The sequence below is a fragment of the Comamonas sp. C24C genome, from assembly GCF_053345995.1.
In genome coordinates, this window is the sequence record NZ_JBKFBC010000006.1 from 130,659 (window position 1) to 149,164 (window position 18,506).

An 18,506-nucleotide genomic window follows, 5' to 3' on the forward strand; every position below is an offset into this window, starting at 1 on the left:
GCGCTCGCCACCTCGCGTGCACCGATGTTGCCGCTGGCGCCCGGGCGGTTGTCCACCACCACGCTCTGGCCTATGCGCTCCTGCAGGGCCGTGCCCAGCCGGCGGGCCAGCAGATCCGTGCCGCCGCCGGGTGGAAAGGTCACGACGATGGTGACGGGCTTGTCAAAGCGCATCGCAGCCGCCGCGCCGGTATGCGACTGCCACAGGCCGGCAGCGGCCACGGCCAGCAGCGCGGCAGCCGCCATCCAGAAGCGGCGAGCGGCCGGTCCTGCCGTGAGACGCGCCATCTCAGGCATCGAGGCCGATGTCGAGCGCGCGCGCGCTGTGCGTGAGCCAGCCCACGGCGATCTGCTCGACCCCCGTGGCGGCCACGGCTGCTGCGGTCTCTGGCGTGATACGGCCCGAGGCTTCGGTGATGGCCCGGCCCTTGCACATGGCCACCGCCGTGCGCAGATCCTCCAGGCTCATATTGTCCAGCAGCACCACATCCACGCCCAGCTGCAGCGCCACCTCGAGTTGCGCCAGCGTATCGACCTCCAGCTCGATCTTGACCATATGGCCCACGCCGGCACGGGCGCGCCCCACGGCCGTGGCCACATCGCCGGCCAGGGCAATGTGGTTGTCCTTGATGAGCACGGCGTCATCCAGGCCAAAGCGATGGTTGCTGCCGCCTCCGACGCGCACGGCGTACTTCTGCAAGGCTCGCAGGCCCGGCATGGTCTTGCGCGTGCAGGTCACCCGTGTGCCGAAGGGCTTGATGGCCTGGGCAATCGAATGCGTGGCCGTGGCCACGCCGCTGAGATGACAGAGGTAATTGAGCGCCGTACGCTCGGCCGTGAGAATGGCCCGGCTTTTGCCGCGAATGCGGGCGATCTCCATGCCGGGCTGCAGCAACGTGCCGTCTGCGCAGCGGACGTCAAACTCCAGGCGGCTGTCCATCAGCACAAAGGCCAGGCGAGCCAGATCGAGTCCGGCCAGCACGCCCTCCTGCCTGGCCACCAGGCGCAGCTCGTCCACGGCGTCGGCGGGAACAATGGTGTCGGTGCTCAGGTCTCCGGCGCGCCCCAGGTCTTCCAGCAAGGCCATGCGCACCAGCGGCTCCAGCATCACATCGGGCAGGGAGGGGATGGGCAGGGCTGCAATCTTATTAATGCTCATTTTGAGTATTTATAGTTCAATAAAAAAACACGAAGGCATCCGGATCACTGCCGCACCTCGCGCAAGCCGACTTATGCTAAATCTGAGCATTACTTAAGTCAAGCCATCGCTGCAGTGAAAACAGTTCTCCATCCGCAGCAGAGATCAGCCGGTCAATGACTTCTGGCCAGCGGCAGCTTGTTGCCTGCGATGGCGCGCTCCAGCATCACATTGCGCCGGAAGCGGAACAGCTTGGCCGGGCGGCCCGCACCCACGGCCGTCACCTGGCCGGTTTCCTCCACCAGCGCCTGCTGCTCGATCAGACGGCGGAAGTTCTGCTTGTGCAGACCGCGCCCGGCCAGCGCCTCCACGGTCTGCTGCAGCTGCAGCAGCGAGAACTCCTCGGGCATCAGCTCGAACACCACGGGCCGGTACTTGATCTTGGCGCGCAGGCGGGCCATGCCGGTGGCAAGAATGCGGCGGTGGTCGTTGCCCATGGCCGCACCTGGCAGCAGCGAAGCGGCAGCATCGCCCTCCCCTTCTCCCCAGGCTTCGGGCACCACGGCGGCCTCGAACAGCAGCTCGTAGCGCTGCAGCACCAGCTCCTCGTTCCACTCGTGCTCATCGAGACCAAAAGTCATGGCCGCCCTTTGCCATCTGGCGCTTCTGGCCACACTGTCCGACGCTTTTTCGCTCCAGGCATGCAGCGCTGGCGCAATGCGCTCGGCGATCACGCCGGGCATGCCTTCGCGCCAGTCCTCCCAGGGGAAGTAGCGGTACCAGTCCTGCCAGCCCGGCTGGGCGGCACCGGTCTCGTCCAGCTCCTGCGTCAGCGCCAGATAACTGATGGAGATGACATGCATGCCCAGTTGCTGCGAGCGCTCGCGATCCGCAAAGGTATAGAGCTGCTCCACAAAGCCCAGCGGATGGTGGGTCTGCTTCTCCACCCAGGCGCGCAGGCTGGCCTGCAGCGAGCGGTGGTTGCTGGTAAAGGGCCCGGCAGGCAAGGCCCGCCCGGACCCGGTGGTCAGGATACGGGGCTGGCCGCCCGTGACGGCAACCAGCACTGCCACCAGATCGGCCTGCACGGAATGCAGTTCTGAATTATTCAAACCACTCAAAAGCTTTGGAGACAAGGACGGGAGGAAAGGCAAATTCTACGGTGAGGCAGACCCTGTCCAGGGCTTGTCCGGGCTCTGCCCTGAAAAGGCCAGGGCATCGCGCTGTGCCAGAGCCTCGGGCACCTGCACCAGCGGCATGTTCATCGACCCCGTGGCAACGGCCACCTGATTGCGGCCTCTGTGCTTGGCCCGGTAAAGCGCCGCATCGGCACGCCTGAGCAGATCGTCCTCGGTCTCGCCAGGCTCCCAGAGCCCGACCCCCAGGGAAAGGGTGAAACGCCCGACTTCGGAATCGGAGCAGGCCTCCACAGCGCCCCGAATGCGTTCGGCCAGGCTCACGGCCACGCCGAGGCTGGCATCCGAGAGAATGATCAGAAACTCCTCGCCGCCCCAGCGCACGGCATGGTCGTAGCGCCGAACCTTGCCGGAAAGCACCTGCGCCACCATCTTCAGCACGCGGTCTCCGGCGACATGGCCGAAACGGTCGTTGACCTGCTTGAAGAGATCGATGTCGCCGAGGATGACGCCATAGGGACGCAGCTGGTTCTGGGCCTGCAGCTGACTGCGCTTGAGCTCGGCTTCGCCCGCATGGCGATTGAGCAGGCCGGTCAGCTTGTCGCGGTTGGCGCGCTCGCGCAGCTCCATCTCTCGCTTGACCATGCGGCTGATGTCCTTGGATGCCCCCACATAGTGGCTGACCTGGCCCGACTCATCGCGCAGGGCCGCAATGCTTTGCTCGGCGTAGTAAACGCCGCCACTCTTGTGGCGGTTGATGAAGGTGGCGCGAAAGTTGTGCCCCAGACTCAGGGCCTCCTGCAGCTGGGCGTAGAACTCGGGCTCGTGCAGTCCCGAGCGCAGCATCTCGGTCGGCTGGCCCAGCAGTTCCGCCGCGCTATAGCCCGTCAGAGCTTCAAAAGCCTGGTTGACGAAGACGATGGTGGAGTTGCGGTCCGTGATCAGAATGCCATCATTGGCCGCATTCAAGGCCCTGGCCAGCAGTGCGCGCTCCTGCTCGGCCTGCACACGCTCCGAGATATCGCGCTGCACGGCCACAAAATGCCGGATCACGCCCTGATCGTCACGCACCGGAGAGATATTCCACTCCACGTGGTAGCTGCCGCCATCCTTGCGGTAGTTCACCACACTGCCCTGAAACGGCAGGCCCTGCTCCAGCGAGTCATGCAGACGCTGCAACACCTGCTGGTCCGTGAGAGGCCCTTGCAGCATGCGCGGCGAGCGGCCCAGCAGCTCCGCTTCGGCATATCCGGTCATCTCGCACAGGGCCGCATTGCAGTACTCGATCACCGGCCCTTCGCCGCCCAGACTGGCATCGGTAATCATCACCGCACAGAAAGACTGGCCCATGGCGATCTCCAGCAACTGGCCGGTGATCGTTCGCTTTGCGGTGGCATTGGCACGAATCATGTTGGGGACCTCGAGCGCACTGTGCAGTCGTGAGGGCTCATTATTCGTTACTTTGCGTCACTTGCGTATACCAAAGATTTCTGCGCTCCGCGATCCATGCCTCGCGGCCGGCCCTGATGGATGGCGAAGCCCGGACCGCCCCCTGCATATTCCTCTGAGCGATGTCAGCAGGGCTCGGCAGTGCCAAGAACATCCGGACCGCCATTCCCCCGAGGCGATGAAGCAGCGTCCCGGCCCTTGCCGCCGAAAGCCAGCATAAAAAAAGCCCCGCCATGGCTGGCGGGGCTTTTAGCGCTGCAATGTGCAGCAGACTTATACGTTGAACAGGAAGTTCATCACATCGCCGTCCTTGACGATGTATTCCTTGCCTTCGGCGCGCATCTTGCCGGCATCCTTGGCACCCTGCTCGCCCTTAAATGCGATGTAGTCTTCAAAGGCAATGGTCTGGGCACGGATGAAGCCGCGCTCGAAGTCACCATGGATCACGCCCGCAGCCTGGGGGGCCGTGGCGCCGACGCGCACGGTCCAGGCCCGCACTTCCTTTTCACCGGCGGTGAAATAGGTCTGCAGGCCCAGCAGCTTGAAGCCGGCACGGATCAGGCGGTTCAGGCCCGGCTCTTCCAGACCCAGCTCCTGCAGGAACATATCGCGGTCTTCATCTTCCATCTCGGCCATTTCGGCCTCGATCTTGGCGCAGATGGCCACCACGGGTGCGCCCTGGGCTTCGGCGTATTCCTTGAGGCGATCCAGCAGAGGATTGTTCTCAAAGCCATCTTCGGAGACATTGCCCACGAACATGGCGGGCTTGGCGGTGATCAGGCAGAAAGGCTTGAGCAGAGGCGCGTCTTCCTTGGACACGGCCACCACGCGAGCAGGCTTGCCTTCATCCAGCGCAGCCTGGATGGGCGTCAGCAGCGCCACCAGCTTGGCGGCTTCCTTGTCGTTGCCGGACTTGGCGGCCTTGCTGTAGCGGTTCAGCGCCTTTTCCACCGTGGCCAGGTCGGCCAGGCACAGCTCGGTCTGAATGACTTCGATGTCGGCAATCGGGTCCACCTTGCCTGCCACGTGGATCACGTTGGGATCTTCGAAGCAGCGCACCACGTTGACAATGGCGTCGGTCTCGCGGATGTGGGCCAGGAACTGGTTGCCCAGACCTTCGCCCTTGGAGGCACCAGCCACCAAACCGGCGATGTCCACAAACTCCACAATGGCAGGAACAACGCGCTCGGGCTTGACGATCTCGGAGAGCTGATCCAGACGCGGATCCGGCACTTCCACGACGCCGGTATTGGGCTCGATCGTGCAGAAGGGATAGTTCTCGGCGGCGATGCCGGCCTTGGTCAGGGCGTTGAAAAGAGTGGACTTGCCCACGTTGGGCAGGCCCACGATGCCGCATTTGAGGCTCATGGAAATTCCTTATGTATCAATGCACTATCGAGCACCACACCCATGTGGCGGAAGTGCCCGATCCGCATCGGCGCGAATCTGGTTCTTCTGAAGCGTGACCCCTGGGCACTCTGTTCGTCCAGAGTTTCGTCCCGGTTTGGCCACGGAAAGCCCATGATTGTAATGACCCGGCAATCTCTGCTCTTGTGCGGTAGATTGCACCGCCCGTGCAACCAGCAAGCAAAAAGCCCGCCGCAAGGCAGGCCTGAGCGAGAAAATACCGAATCAGCTTGCGATCACCGCCGGCGAGCAAGTGCGCATGGGGCCAAACAGCTGCTCCAGCCCTGCGGTCTCTTCCAGCCTTCGGAACTGGGACTGCGAGCGGCACAGATACTTGGTCATGCAGGGGGTCTGGCAGCCGCGCATCAGGGCCGGCACCTTCTGGGCAAACTCCAGCACCCAGTCTCCAGCCTCGCAGCCTATATGACCATGGCCGTCCGGCAGGCGGAAGTCGCCATCAGGCGCACGAAACGTCAGACGGGCGATCTTTCCGGCAAAGGCGCTGCCGCCGGTGAGAACCACGAAATCGCCAGATTTGAATTCAGCCATGCTGCCCTCCCCTCGTTGCTGCTGCCAAGGACCCTATTGGACACTGCTTCGGCGGCATCCTTATTACAGGGATGCCCCAAGTCCTTGAAAGACAAAGACCTACGCCTTGCGTCCACCCTCAATCAAAGCGCAGATTGCCCGCCAGCTGCTGGCCCACAGCCAGTTCAGCCCCTGCACCGGCGGCATCGGACAGGCCCAGCACCATCGCATTCATGCCGAAAGTAATAGCACCATCCACACGCGGGTCCTGGCGGTAACCGGAAATTGAATCTCCCACGGCAGTCCCGGGCACGGCGGTATCGGGGTCCACATCGGGAATCGGGCAGCGCGTACAGGGCTTGCAGGGCTTCAGGCTCAGGCCGGGCAGCTCCTGCAGATCCAGCTGCTCCACGCGGTCTTCATCGTGGGCCTCTATATCGGCAATCACGATATTCGGACGAAAGCGCCGCGCATCGACGGCAGCTTCGCCGGCCTGTGTGAGTCGCTGGTTGAGATCGTCCACGGCCGACTGGCTGAGCAGCAGCAAGGGGTAGCCATCGGCAAAGTGCACCGGGGCATCGCCATCGCCCACCCAGCGTTCGCTGGCCCGGCGCGGCCGGGAGGCATCGAAGCGCACCAGGCGGCAATCCTCGGCCAGCACCTGGCTCAGCCAGCTGCGCGCGGGCTGCGCCCATTCACCGAGATCCCAGGCATCGACCGTGTCCTTCCAGACCCGAACGCTGCATTGGCCGCCCTGCAGCTCCAAGGGAATCTGCAGGCTGTCCATGCCCGGAAAATGCAGCAGCAAATACGCATCCGTAATCTCGGGCCGGATCAGTGCCATGCGCGGATGACTGCGCTGGGTCAAAAAAACTCCATTCGCATCCACCACCATCCAGTGCCTGTCCCATTGAAGGCCATGGCGCGAGAGCCTGGCCCTGGACAGGGCAATGCCGGCACAGGACTTGACAGGGTAGATCCACAGCTCGGCAATCCTGCCCTGCACGTCATAGCTGGAGTCGGTCATCACATCTCCTTCGATTACGGATTCTTCATCATTTTGCCGCCAATCCCTTGCCTGACATCCGCAGGCCGCTATCAACAACATAGTTGCCCGCAACGGGTGGTCAACGGGCCTGAGGTTTCCTCTATGAGCGCAGGCCCTGTCCGCGCCTCCTACAATGCCGGACATGGCGCAAACCTTTGATGTATGTATTCGTGGAGCCGGCATTGCGGGCCGGACCTTGGCTCTTTTGCTGGCGCGTGAGCGTCTGCGTGTCGCGCTGGTGGTGCCGCCGCAGCCTCGATCCCCGCAGCACAAGGATGTGCGTGCCTATGCGCTCAATGCCAGCTCCAGGACCGTGCTGCAGTCGCTGCGCTGCTGGCCCGACGAGCAGGATGCGACGCCCGTGCTCGGCATGCAGGTGTTTGGCGATCTCGACGGCCAGATTCAGTTCAATGCAGCGTCCCAGGACGTGCAGGCCCTGGCCTGGATCGTGGACGTGCCTGCGCTGGAGCAGCGCCTGGCCGAGGCCGTGCGCTATCAGCCTCAGGTGGAGATCGTCGCGGAACCCGTAGAGGCCGCCCTCACCGCCGTCTGCGAAGGCCGTCACAGCAGCTCACGCAGCGAATTCGGCGTGGAGTTCTCCGTCACGCCCTATTCCCAGCACGCAATAGCCACACGCCTGCGCTGCGAGCTGCCCCATGGCGGCATTGCGCGCCAGTGGTTCACTCCCGAAGGGATTCTGGCCTTTCTGCCTTTGGGCGGGGCCGAAGGTCACGAAGTGGCCGTGGTCTGGTCGCTGGAACATTCGCTGGTGCCCGACTGGCTGGAAAGCGATGAAGAGAGCTTCACCACCCGCCTGCAGTCCATCAGCCAGGACGCACTGGGCCAGCTCGAGCTGGTGGCCGAACGTGCCACCTGGCCGCTGCAGCAGGCCGTGGCCGACCGCTGGTGCGGACCGCTGGACAGGAACAGCCAGCAAAGCTGGGTGCTGGCAGGTGACGCCGCCCACAACGTCCATCCGCTGGCCGGCCAGGGTCTGAACCTGGGCCTTGGCGATGTACAGGCGCTGGCGCGCATCCTTCAGGAGCGCGACTACTGGCGCAGCCCCGCAGACCTGAAACTGCTGCGCCAGTATGAGCGCGAGCGCAAGGCTGCCCTGGCCCCCATGGGTCTGGCCATGGACGGGCTGCAGCAGCTGTTTGCCCGCCCAGAAGTGCCGGTGCAGATGCTGCGCAACTGGGGCATGAAGGGCTTCGAGCGCAGCGGCCCGCTCAAGTCCTGGATGGCCCGGCAGGCCATGGGCCTGCTCTGAGAAACGCGCTCGGGGAACCCTTGGCGCGGCCCGCACTCCAAGCAACAGATCTGCCATCCATGTACCGTGGATGGCAGCCGACCTCAATCCTTTCGCGCTGCAGCCCGCTGCAGCCAAGACACCATCCATGAAACTTGTTGCCTGCCTGCTGGCCACCGCCAGCCTGACCTTCGGCCTGAACGTGCACGCCCAGGACGCCAACCTCAAGAAGACGCTGACCGAGCGCATTCCCCAGCTCGAGAAAATCGACGAGGTGCGCTCCACCCCCATGAGCGGCCTGTACGAGGTGCGCGTGGGCACGGACATCTTCTACACCGATGCCAAGGGCAACTATCTGATTCAGGGTGAGCTGATCGACACCAAGGCGCGCCGCAACCTGACAGAAGACCGCATGACACAGCTCACGGCCGTGGACTTCAAGCAGTTGCCCATCAAGGACGCCATCACCATCGTGCACGGCAAGGGCGAGCGCAAGATGGCCGTGTTTGAAGACCCGAACTGCGGCTACTGCAAGCGCTTCGAAAAAGACCTGCAGAGCGTGGACAACGTCACCATCTATCTCTTCCTCTACCCCATCCTGAGCCCGGACTCGGCCGAGAAGTCGCGCAATATCTGGTGCGCCAAGGATCAGGCCAAGGCCTGGCAGGATCAGATGCTGAACAGCAAGAATGCGGCTGCCGCCCAGTGCGACCCCGCCGCCATCCAGCGCAATCTGGCTTTCGGCCGCAAGTACAAGATCACCGGCACCCCCACCGTGATCTTCTCCAACAATGTGCGTGTGCCCGGCGCCATCTCGGCTGCCGAGGTCGAAAAGCACCTGGCCGCCGCCAAGTAATCTCTGTCTCATTGCCGGAGCAGCGCGCACCTGATGCAGTTTCAGGCGCGCTGCGCTAGGTTCGCATGCTCCGGCCCGCATTTCTGGAGCTGCCATGACCTCTGTTCTCAACACATCCGGCATTCGCCCCGACATCCGCTTCGTCGTGCAGGCCAACGCGGTGGACGCCCATCTTTTCGATGTGCAGCTGCATATCGCCCGGCCCGCGGCGCAGCTGCTGCTGTCGCTGCCGGTGTGGATTCCTGGCAGCTATCTGGTGCGCGAGTTCTCCAAGAACCTGCAAGGCTTGAGAGCCGTGCAGAACGACCAGCCCGTGGCCGTTCTGCAACTCAGCAAAAATCAATGGGAAATTGCCTGCAACGCAGATTCAGCATGCGTTGTCAGCTATCAAGTTTGCGCCTACGACACCTCGGTGCGCACGGCCTGGCTGGATCGCCGCCGCGGTTTCTTCAACGGCACCAGCCTGTGCCTGCGCGTGCATGGCCAGGAGGAGCGCCCCCATGCGCTGGAGCTGCTTGACAGCCCCTCCACCGAGGGCTGGCAGGTGGCCACCGGCCTCAAGCCGGCACAGGTCGACGCCAACGGCTTCGGCCTCTACCAGGCCGCCCACTACGATGAGCTGGTGGACTGCCCCGTCGAAATGGGCAGGTTCTGGCGCGGCAGCTTTGAGGCCGGCGGCGTGCCCCATGAATTTGTGGTCGCTGGTGCAGCGCCCAGCTTTGATGGCGAGCGCCTGCTGGCCGATACGAAAAAGATCTGCGAAGCCGAGATCGCCTTCTGGCATGCCGACGGCAGCCAACCGCCCATGGACCGCTATGTCTTCATGCTCAATGTGGTGGATGACAACTATGGCGGCCTCGAACACTGCAACAGCACGGCGCTGATCTGCGGCCGCCGCGATCTGCCGCGCAAGGGTGAGGCCAAGGCCGGCGAAGGCTATAACACCTTGCTGGGCCTGATCAGCCACGAGTACTTCCACACCTGGAACGTCAAGCGCCTGCGCCCGACCGAGCTGGCCCGCTACGACTACGAGCAGGAAAACTACACCGAGCTGCTGTGGTTCTTCGAAGGCTTTACCAGCTACTACGACGATCTGTTCCTGCGCCGTGCCGGACTGCTGGACAACAGCCAGTACCTCAAGCTCGTCACGCGCACCATCAACCAGGTGCTGCAGACACCGGGCCGCCTGGTGCAATCCGTGGCCGAGGCCAGCTTCGATGCCTGGGTCAAGTATTACCGCCAGGACGAGAACACCGCCAATCACACGGTCAGCTACTACACCAAGGGCTCGCTCGTTGCCCTGTGCCTGGATCTGGCCCTGCGCGCCAATGGCACGAGCAGCCTGGACGATGTGATGCGCGGTCTGTGGCGCAAGAGCGAAGGCGGCCCCATCAGCGAAGCCGATGTGCTGGCCGTGGTCAGCGAAGTGGGCAACCCCGACATTGCCGGACAGCTGCAGACCTGGGTGCATTCCACCGGCGAGCTGCCGCTGCGCGAGCTGCTGGCCACGCATGGGATCAAGAGCAAGGCCGAGCCTGCACAACTGGCCCAGAAGCTGGGTCTGCGGGTGCAGGAAAACCATAGCGTGCAGATCAAGACCGTGCTGCGCGGCGGTGCGGCCGAGCAAGCCGGCATGATGGCCGCAGACGAGTGGCTGGCCGTTGACGTCAATGGCCAGTGCTGGCGCATCAGCAAGCTCGACGATGTGTTGCTGTACGCAGCCGGAGCCGATCAGCTCACGGCCTGGGTGGCACGCGACCAGCAGATTCTGCAGCTGACGCTGAATCTGGGCGGCCTGCTCGCCAAAGCCGCCAGCGAGGATGCAGATAGCGCCAGCCCCATCACCAATCTGGGGCTTGAAATCAGCGACAAGGCCGCGGCAGAGCGCTGGCTGACGGGCATTGCGGCCTGAACCAGACCTCCAAGGTGGCGCTGCTGCGCGACAGCCGGCAGCCAGACTCAGCGGTTATTCTTGGCAGCAGCGATTCATTCTTTAGCAGGAGACAAACTTGGCCTACGAAACCATCGAAGTCCGCGTGGAAGCGGAAAAAGTCGGCATCATCACGCTGAACCGTCCCAAGCAGCTCAATGCCCTGAACGACCAGCTCATGGACGAACTGGGCGATGCGCTCAGGAAGTTCGATGCCGACAAAAGCATTGGCTGCATGATCATCACCGGCAGCGAACGTGCTTTTGCCGCCGGTGCAGACATCGGTGCCATGGCCAAGTACAGCTTTGCCGACGCCTACGGCGGCGACTACATCACGCGCAACTGGGAAACCATTCGCAGCATCCGCAAGCCCGTGATTGCCGCCGTCAGCGGCTTTGCCCTGGGCGGTGGCTGCGAGCTGGCGATGATGTGCGACTTCATCATCGCCGCCGACAATGCCAAGTTCGGCCAGCCCGAAATCAAGCTGGGCGTGATTCCCGGTGCCGGCGGCACGCAGCGCCTGCCGCGTGCCGTGGGCAAGGCCAAGGCCATGGACATGGCGCTGACAGCCCGCATGATGGACGCCACAGAAGCCGAGCGTGCCGGCCTGGTCAGCCGCGTCGTGCCTTTTGACAAGCTCATGGAAGAGACACTGGGCGCCGCCATCATCATCAGCGGCTTCTCCCAGCTGGCCGTGATGGCAGCCAAGGAGTCCGTGAACCGCGCCTTCGAAAGCGGACTGTCCGACGGCGTGATGTTCGAGCGCCGCCTGTTCCACGCCCTGTTCGCCACCCAGGACCAGAAGGAGGGCATGGACGCCTTTGTGAACAAGCGCCCCGCCAACTTCACCCACCAGTAAGCAGCAGATTTTTCGCGAGAAATTTCAGAAAACCGATTGAAGCAGCGATTTTTTGCATATAATCGCTGTCTTCGGTCGTGTAGCTCAGTTGGTTAGAGCGCAGCATTCATAATGCTGATGTCGCAGGTTCAAGTCCCGCCCCGACCACCAGACAGGAAACCGCAGTGTTTGCAAAAGCACTGCGGTTTTTTCTTTGCCTGGTGCTGCCGGATAAAAAAATTCCCAAGTTTGCCGCCGGGCCACTGTTTTACCTCTAGAATTGCGCACTGTCGGTCGTATAGCTCAGTTGGTTAGAGCGCAGCATTCATAATGCTGATGTCGCAGGTTCGAGTCCCGCTACGACCACCAAATACAAGCCCCAGTTGCTCACGCAGCTGGGGCTTTTCGCTTTTTACAGAGGCGACATGGCGCCGCACTGCCCTTTCTGCCCTGCAGAAATCAGCGCAGATCGCGCCGCCATGCTCCAGCCGCTCAAACTCCCCTTCAAGGACTTTTCCGTGCCCGTTGCACCTCAAGGATGCCGCACGCACGCTGCGTGCCCGCGCGCTGGTCTTGCGCCCAGCGAGGGCCTGCTTTTTTCTGCAAAAGCCGACCAGCAGGCACCCAAAGTCCGTCTTCGCTCAAGGACTCTCCCGTGACCACACAAACCACAGGCGCCGTGGCAGGCATAGCCGCGCCCGCCGCTCCAACAGAAGTCAACGGATACAGCTGGAAAGCACTCATGGGTTCGGCCGTCGGCTACGCCATGGACGGCTTCGACCTGCTGATTCTGGGCTTCATGCTCTCGGCCATCTCCAAGGACCTGAACCTCACGCCCGGCCAGGCCGGCTCTCTCGTGACCTGGACCTTGATCGGCGCCGTCTTCGGCGGCATTGTCTTCGGCATGCTCAGCGACAAATACGGCCGCATCCGCGTGCTGACCTGGACGATTGTGCTGTTTGCCGTCTTTACCGGCCTGTGCGCTTTTGCACAAGGCTATTGGGACTTGCTGATCTACCGCACCATTGCCGGCATCGGCCTGGGGGGAGAGTTCGGCATCGGCATGGCCCTGGCCGCCGAAGCCTGGCCCGCACGCCATCGCGCACGCGTCTCGTCCTATGTGGCGCTGGGCTGGCAACTGGGCGTGCTGGGCGCAGCCATGCTCACCCCGCTGCTGCTGCCTTCCATCGGCTGGCGCGGCATGTTTCTGGTCGGCGTGATTCCCGCTGTGGTGGCCTGGGTCATCCGCAACAAGCTGCATGAGCCCGAAGTGTTCGTGGCACGCAGCAAGAAGGAGCAGCCCTCGGCCATGCAATGCCTGAAGCTGCTGATGAAGGACAAGGCCACGCGCAAGATCAGCCTGGGCGTGATCGTGCTGACCTCGGTGCAGAACTTCGGCTACTACGGCATCATGATCTGGATGCCCAGCTTTCTGTCCAAGCAGATGGGCTTCAGCCTGACCAAGTCGTCGGTGTGGACGGCCGTCACCATCATCGGCATGTCGCTGGGTATCTGGGTCTTCGGCCAGCTGGCCGACCGCATCGGCCGCAAGCCCACTTTCCTGATCTTCCAGGTCGGTTCCGTGATCTCGGTGCTGGCCTATTCCCAGCTCACCGATGCCACGGCCATGCTGTGGGTGGGAGCCATCATGGGCCTGTGTGTCAACGGCATGATGGGCGGCTATGGCGCCGTCATCAGCGAAGCTTATCCCACCGAAGCCCGCGCCACGGCACAGAACGTGCTGTTCAACATCGGCCGCGCCGTCGGCGGCCTGGGCCCGGTCGTCATCGGTGCGCTGGCCATGGCCTACTCCTTCCAGGTGGCGATTGCGCTGCTGGCAGCCATCTATGTGCTGGACATGCTGGCCACGGTGTTTCTGATTCCCGAGCTCAAGGGCAAGGAACTTCAGTAAGAATCGCTGCCATCGCAATCCTGCAAAGCGCCAGAGCTTGAAAAGCCTGGCGCTTTTTTCATGACCGATGCGCCGTCCCCAGGCCGCAAGCGGCTCCCTCGGGATGTCCAGCGCGAGCGCAAGCGCGTGGGCTTTTGATGAGCCGGGCACTCTATCTGCGCTGCCGGAACACTTCGCTGACCAGCTCCCGCAGCCACTGGTTCGCGGGCTCCCGGGCAAAGCGCCAGCTCCAGTGCAGCGACACGTCGAAGGCACTCTCGGGCAGATCGGCCTGCAGCACCACATAGCCACCCTGTGCTTCAAAGGTTTCGGCAATCTCGGCAGGCATGATGACGGCCAGATCCGTCTGATGCACGATGGAGGGCACGGCCATGAAGTGGGCTGCCGACAGGCGCACCTGATCCTGCAGCTCGAGCTTGCGCAGAATGCGCAGTGTCTCGGAGTGCGAGCGCACGGCCACATAGTCGAGACCACGCAAATGCTCGGCATCCAGCCTCTGGGACTTCAGCCCCCTGAGCACCGGATGCCCCTGGCGCAGCAATAGCGCGTAGTGGTCGGACAGCAGCACCTTCTGCTGCGTACCCGCCACACCGGGCAGAAAACCTATCGCGATATCCAGGGAGCCACGATCCAGCGCATCGGCAATCTCGCCCATGGGCATGGGCAGGGTTTCCAGCTGCACATGGGGCGCCCGCCCGCGCAAGGCCTGCATCAGCGGCGGCAGGAAACGCGCCTCGCCGATATCGCTGAGGTGAATGCGAAAGCACTGATTCGCCTGCAAGGGGTCGAAGGTGTGCGCCTCCGCCAGAGCCACTTCCAGGGTTGCCAGCGCCGTCCTCACCGCCTGGGCCAGCCGCTCGGCACGCGGCGTGGGGCGCACGCCGCCATGCATGCGCTCGAACAGCGGGTCGCCCAGCAACTGGCGCAGCCGCGTCACCGCCTGGCTGGCAGCGGGCTGGGACAGGCCCAGCTCCTGCGAAGCACGGCTGACGCTGCCATGGCGAAACACCGCATCGAAAACACGCAGCAGATTGAGATCCAGGCCCGATATATCCATAAAACGAATATCTCTTAGATGCTTTATTCAATTGCTGGAAATTATGCCGACATGCAAGATAGGCCTGAAGCGCTCCCCCCCACGAAGAGCGGCCAGATCAAGGAAACCTACTGTGCAAGTCACGTCTCAAGTCGCCACCCCGCCCGATAGCTACACCGTTCGCCACGCCGTCATCGCCATGCTGCGCGAGCTGGGCATGACCCGCATCTTTGGCAACCCCGGCTCGACAGAGCTGCCGCTGTTTCGCGACTACCCCGAGGATTTCTCCTATGAGCTGGGCCTGCAGGAGGCCGTGGTCGTGGGCATGGCCGATGGCTATGCCCAGGCCACACGCAATGCCAGCTTTGTGAATCTGCACTCCGCCGCCGGTGTCGGTCACGCCATGGCCAATATCTTCACGGCCTTCAAGAACCGCACGCCCATGATCATCACGGCCGGCCAGCAGGCGCGCTCGCTGCTGCAGTTCGACCCGTTTCTGCACTCGCGCGATGCCGCCGAGCTGCCCAAGCCCTATGTGAAATGGAGCTGCGAGCCGGCCCGCGCCGAGGACGTGCCCCAGGCACTGGCCCGTGCCTACTACATCGCCATGCAGGAGCCGCGCGGCCCGGTGTTCGTCTCGATTCCCGCGGACGACTGGGACAAGCCCTGCGAACCTGTCACGCTGCGCCACGTAGGCTTCGAGACCCGCCCCAACCCGCAGACGCTCAGCGCTATCGGCGAGGCGCTGGATGCGTCCCGCTCCCCGGCCTTTGTGGTCGGTGCGGCCGTGGATCGCGGCCAGGCCTGGGATGCGGTCGTGGCGCTGGCCGAGCGCCATCAGGCCCGCGTTTTCGTGGCCCCCATGAGCGGGCGCTGCAGCTTCCCCGAGGATCACCCCCTGTTCGCCGGCTTTCTGCCTGCCATGCGCGAGCGCATCGTGGAGCTGCTGGGCAGCCACGACAAGATTTTTGCGCTGGGCGCAGCCGCCTTCACCTATCACGTCGAAGGCGCAGGCCCCTTCATCCCCGTTGGCTCCGAGCTGTTTCAGCTGATTGACGATCCCGCCATTGCTGCCTGGGCCCCCGTGGGCACGGCGGCCGTGGGCAATATCCGCCTGGGCGTGCAGGAGTTGCTCGAGCGCCCCCGCATCGCCGAGCGCCCCGCCCCGGCGCGCAAGCCCGCACCGGCCACTCCCGCAGCCCCTGCGGCCGGCGAACGCATGTCGGTGGCCTATGCCATGCACACCCTGGCCAGCGTGCGTGATCCGCAAAGCATCATCGTGGAGGAAGCCCCCAGCTCGCGCCCCACGATTCAGACCCATCTGCCCATCTTCCACAGCGAGACCTTCTTCACCATGTGCAGCGGTGGCCTGGGCCACAGCATGCCCGCAGCGGTCGGCGTGGCCATGGCCAAGCCCGAAAAAAAGGTGATCGCCGTCATCGGCGACGGCTCGGCAATGTATGCGATTCAGGCCCTGTGGAGTGCCGCCAATCTGCGCCTGCCCATCACCTTTGTGATCCTCAAGAACCGCCGCTATGCGGCACTGCAGGATTTCTCCAAGGTGTTTGGCTACCGCGACGGCGAAAAGGTCGAAGGCACGGAGCTGCCCGATATCGACTTTGTGGCCATGGCCAAGGGTCATGGCTGCGACGGTGTGCATGTCGAGAACGCCGCCGAACTGGCGCAGGTGCTCAAGCAGGCCATTGCCCATCCACGCCCCATCGTGGTGGAAGTCGAGGTGGCCTGACCGCTTTCCCGAGCCGCTTCGCGCCTTGCCTTCCCTGAGGGCGAAGACGGCTTTCTCGCCATGCCCCAAGCGGGCATGGCAACGCTCACAAACAGAATCCAAACAGGAGACAAAAAACCATGGCCTCAAAGCCTGTCATCAATCGCCTGCGCCGTCTGGGCCTGGCTGCTCTTCCAGCCCTGCTCTGCGGCGCCTTTGCCACCACCGCCTCGGCCTCCGACAAATGGCCGGATCGCCCCATCCGCCTGATCGTGAACTTCGCCCCCGGCGGTGCCGCCGATGTGATGGGACGCGCGATTTCTCCCACCATGAGCCAGGTGCTCGGCCAATCCGTGGTGGTGGACAACAAGCCTGGGGCCAACGGCAATATCGGCATCGGCGAGACCGTGCGCTCGGCCAAGGATGGCTACACGCTGCTGCTGAGCAGCGGCGGCGGCATCAGCATCAATCCGCTGATCTACAGCAAGCTGCCTTTCAATCCCGAAAAAGACCTGATCCCCGTGGCCGCCGTGGCACGCGTCCATGTGTTTCTGGAAACCAACCCCAGCCTGCCCGTGAGCAATGTGCAGGACTTCATCAAGCACCTGCAGGCCAATCCCGGCAAGCTCTCCTATGGCTCGCCCGGCCCCGGCAGCTCGCCCCATCTGGCCGGCGAGATGTTCAAGCGCGCAGCCAAGGTCGATGCCAGCCATATCCCCTACAAGGGTGCCGGCCCGGCCCTGACCGATGTGCTCAGCGGCCAGTTGCAGTACTGGTTCGATCCAGGTCCCGGCCTCAAGCAGGTGGAGGCCGGCAAGCTCAAGCTGCTGGCCATCGGCAGCCCTCAGCGCTCTCCTCTGTACCCCAAGGTCCCCACGCTGGCCGAAAGCGGTCTGCCCGGCTTTGATGCCGACACGCTGTTCGGCATCTACGCTCCCACCGGCACTCCGGCCCCCGTGGTGGAGGCCGTGCGCGCCGCCGTGCTCAAGGCTCTGGAGCAGAAGAACGTAATCGAGGTGCTGCAAGGCCTGGGCTCGACGCCCGAGCCTCGCATGAGCCGCCAGGATTTCGTGGACCACCACGCCAAGGAACGCGCGCGTTTCGCTCCGCTGATCAAGGAAATCGGCTTGAAGGTGGACTAGAGAATTTCGACTCAATGCGGGAGTCCGGTTGCCCGAACACTCCCTTTTGGCTGCCCGTCCGCAAGGACCGGCGGCCTTTTTTTACCGCTCTTGCGCAGACCGGCATGCACAAGAGGCATGCCCATCGACGGACACCAGACCTGGCCCGACGGGACACAGGCCGTGCTTCAGTGGGATGCCACCGCCACCACCACCGCGGACTCGGCCACTTCGAGCCAGACATGGTCATTGGCCACCAGCCCGCTCATGGCAGGTGCAAAGCCCACGATCTGCGCGCCCCAGCCCAGGCGGCAGATGGCCTCGTCGCTGGCCAGGCTTTCTTCGGTCACCGTGGCAGCGCCATAGGTCGCGCGCTGCACCACGGCCGGCCAGAGATTGATGGGCTGCGAGGCCGCCGCAGGCCGCTCCTGCCCCAGCCAGACCTTGACCGCCGTGGCCTTGCACAGCGCCAGCACCTGCACGCCGGGCGCCAGACCCAGCAGCTCATAGCTTTCGGGCGTGATGCGCGCGGCAATCGTCCAGTCCGAGCCCGCATCGCTTGCGGCACGCAGCCAGACACGAATCTGCCCGCCGATGGACTCGACCTTGAGCACGCTGCAAGGCCACTGGTTGCGCATGCTGGTCATCAGGCCCAGATTGGGCTGGCCGCCACCGGGCGTGCCGGCCTGCATGCGCTGCAGCAATTCGCTGCGCAGGCGCATCATGGCCTCGGCAGCATGCAGCAACTCCTCGCCCGCCGGCGTGATCTGTGCGCCGCCGCCCCCGGCGCCGCCCACACTGCGCTCGACCAGCGGCACGCCGGCCAGATTGGTCAGGGTGTCGATGGCCTGCCATGCCGCCTTGTAGCTCACGCCCACATCGCGTGCGGCCTGGGAGATCGAGCCACTATGCGCAATGCCGCGCAGGATGGCGATGCGGCGATCAGCCATGTCGTAGCCCAGCGCCTGGGAGACCGAATCGGACGATAGCGCGCCACCCTGGCCAGCCTCGTCGTCGGGCATATCCAGTTGTTCTTGTTCGAGATTTTCTGTGTCAGACATAGGCCGCCATCATGCCTTGACAGCCAATTTCCTCGCTCGACCTCAGTTGTTCATTCACGTTACACTCGCTAT

At 63.7% G+C, this 18,506-nt stretch carries 15 protein-coding genes, 2 tRNA genes and 1 pseudogene; 9 read left to right on the forward strand and 9 right to left on the reverse strand.

The features are described 5' to 3' along the window. From ACLBXN_RS12975 to ACLBXN_RS13005, 7 genes and pseudogenes are all read right to left on the reverse strand, one after another. A pseudogene (locus ACLBXN_RS12975) lies at window positions 1–287 on the reverse strand (hypothetical protein); the annotation flags it as partial. A 1-nt stretch (window position 288) separates the two neighbouring features. Next, a complete protein-coding gene (gene nadC / locus ACLBXN_RS12980; protein WP_447612393.1) occupies window positions 289–1,158 on the reverse strand; it encodes a carboxylating nicotinate-nucleotide diphosphorylase in 870 nt (289 codons plus the stop codon). A gap of 152 nt (window positions 1,159–1,310) precedes the next feature. Then, window positions 1,311–2,249, reverse strand: a complete 939-nt coding sequence (locus tag ACLBXN_RS12985) for an NUDIX hydrolase (protein WP_019042999.1) — start codon at window positions 2,247–2,249, stop codon at window positions 1,311–1,313. A gap of 45 nt (window positions 2,250–2,294) precedes the next feature. After that, complete coding sequence (locus ACLBXN_RS12990; protein WP_447612394.1) at window positions 2,295–3,683, reverse strand: sensor domain-containing diguanylate cyclase; 1,389 nt, start codon at window positions 3,681–3,683, stop codon at window positions 2,295–2,297. A 312-nt stretch (window positions 3,684–3,995) separates the two neighbouring features. Next, window positions 3,996–5,090 (reverse strand): redox-regulated ATPase YchF, encoded by a 1,095-nt coding sequence (ychF, locus tag ACLBXN_RS12995; RefSeq protein WP_447612395.1) that lies wholly within the window; start codon window positions 5,088–5,090, stop codon window positions 3,996–3,998. Between the two features lie 264 nt (window positions 5,091–5,354). Then, the gene (locus tag ACLBXN_RS13000) at window positions 5,355–5,678 is read right to left on the reverse strand and encodes a hypothetical protein (RefSeq protein ID WP_447612396.1); all 324 of its coding nucleotides are present in this window, start codon (window positions 5,676–5,678) and stop codon (window positions 5,355–5,357) included. 118 nt (window positions 5,679–5,796) lie between these two features. Next, window positions 5,797–6,684, reverse strand: coding sequence for an MOSC domain-containing protein (locus ACLBXN_RS13005; protein WP_447612397.1), 888 nt, complete (start codon window positions 6,682–6,684; stop codon window positions 5,797–5,799). Window positions 6,685–6,847: 163 nt separating this feature from the next. On the opposite strand from ACLBXN_RS13005, the gene ACLBXN_RS13010 reads away from it, so the two are divergent. The 7 genes from ACLBXN_RS13010 (at window position 6,848) to ACLBXN_RS13040 (ending at window position 13,490) form a co-directional block, all read left to right on the forward strand. Further along, window positions 6,848–7,975: an FAD-dependent monooxygenase gene (locus ACLBXN_RS13010; RefSeq protein WP_343678462.1), complete on the forward strand. Its 1,128-nt coding sequence runs from the start codon at window positions 6,848–6,850 to the stop codon at window positions 7,973–7,975. 127 nt (window positions 7,976–8,102) lie between these two features. Continuing rightward, complete coding sequence (locus ACLBXN_RS13015; protein ID WP_167004518.1) at window positions 8,103–8,810, forward strand: DsbC family protein; 708 nt, start codon at window positions 8,103–8,105, stop codon at window positions 8,808–8,810. A 94-nt stretch (window positions 8,811–8,904) separates the two neighbouring features. After that, window positions 8,905–10,722: a M61 family metallopeptidase gene (locus tag ACLBXN_RS13020; protein ID WP_447612398.1), complete on the forward strand. Its 1,818-nt coding sequence runs from the start codon at window positions 8,905–8,907 to the stop codon at window positions 10,720–10,722. A 97-nt stretch (window positions 10,723–10,819) separates the two neighbouring features. After that, the gene (locus tag ACLBXN_RS13025; RefSeq protein WP_003051437.1) at window positions 10,820–11,599 is read left to right on the forward strand and encodes an enoyl-CoA hydratase; all 780 of its coding nucleotides are present in this window, start codon (window positions 10,820–10,822) and stop codon (window positions 11,597–11,599) included. 73 nt (window positions 11,600–11,672) lie between these two features. Continuing rightward, window positions 11,673–11,749, forward strand: a tRNA-Met gene (locus ACLBXN_RS13030). 121 nt (window positions 11,750–11,870) lie between these two features. Further along, window positions 11,871–11,947 (forward strand) — tRNA-Met (locus ACLBXN_RS13035). A 373-nt stretch (window positions 11,948–12,320) separates the two neighbouring features. Further along, window positions 12,321–13,490: an MFS transporter gene (locus ACLBXN_RS13040; RefSeq protein ID WP_003051435.1), complete on the forward strand. Its 1,170-nt coding sequence runs from the start codon at window positions 12,321–12,323 to the stop codon at window positions 13,488–13,490. A gap of 151 nt (window positions 13,491–13,641) precedes the next feature. On the opposite strand, the gene ACLBXN_RS13045 is transcribed toward ACLBXN_RS13040, so the two are convergent. Further along, the gene (locus ACLBXN_RS13045) at window positions 13,642–14,547 is read right to left on the reverse strand and encodes a LysR family transcriptional regulator (RefSeq protein ID WP_447612399.1); all 906 of its coding nucleotides are present in this window, start codon (window positions 14,545–14,547) and stop codon (window positions 13,642–13,644) included. A gap of 112 nt (window positions 14,548–14,659) precedes the next feature. On the opposite strand from ACLBXN_RS13045, the gene mdlC reads away from it, so the two are divergent. Then, window positions 14,660–16,273 carry a benzoylformate decarboxylase gene (mdlC, locus tag ACLBXN_RS13050; protein WP_447612400.1) on the forward strand — a complete coding sequence of 538 codons (1,614 nt, stop codon included), beginning with the start codon at window positions 14,660–14,662 and terminating at the stop codon, window positions 16,271–16,273. Window positions 16,274–16,392: 119 nt separating this feature from the next. Then, complete coding sequence (locus ACLBXN_RS13055; RefSeq protein WP_050872450.1) at window positions 16,393–17,394, forward strand: Bug family tripartite tricarboxylate transporter substrate binding protein; 1,002 nt, start codon at window positions 16,393–16,395, stop codon at window positions 17,392–17,394. A gap of 167 nt (window positions 17,395–17,561) precedes the next feature. Here ACLBXN_RS13055 and ACLBXN_RS13060 read toward each other — a convergent pair whose 3' ends face one another. Beyond that, window positions 17,562–18,434, reverse strand: a complete 873-nt coding sequence (locus ACLBXN_RS13060) for a TOBE domain-containing protein (protein ID WP_249334142.1) — start codon at window positions 18,432–18,434, stop codon at window positions 17,562–17,564. Between the last annotated feature and the right edge of the window lie 72 nt (window positions 18,435–18,506).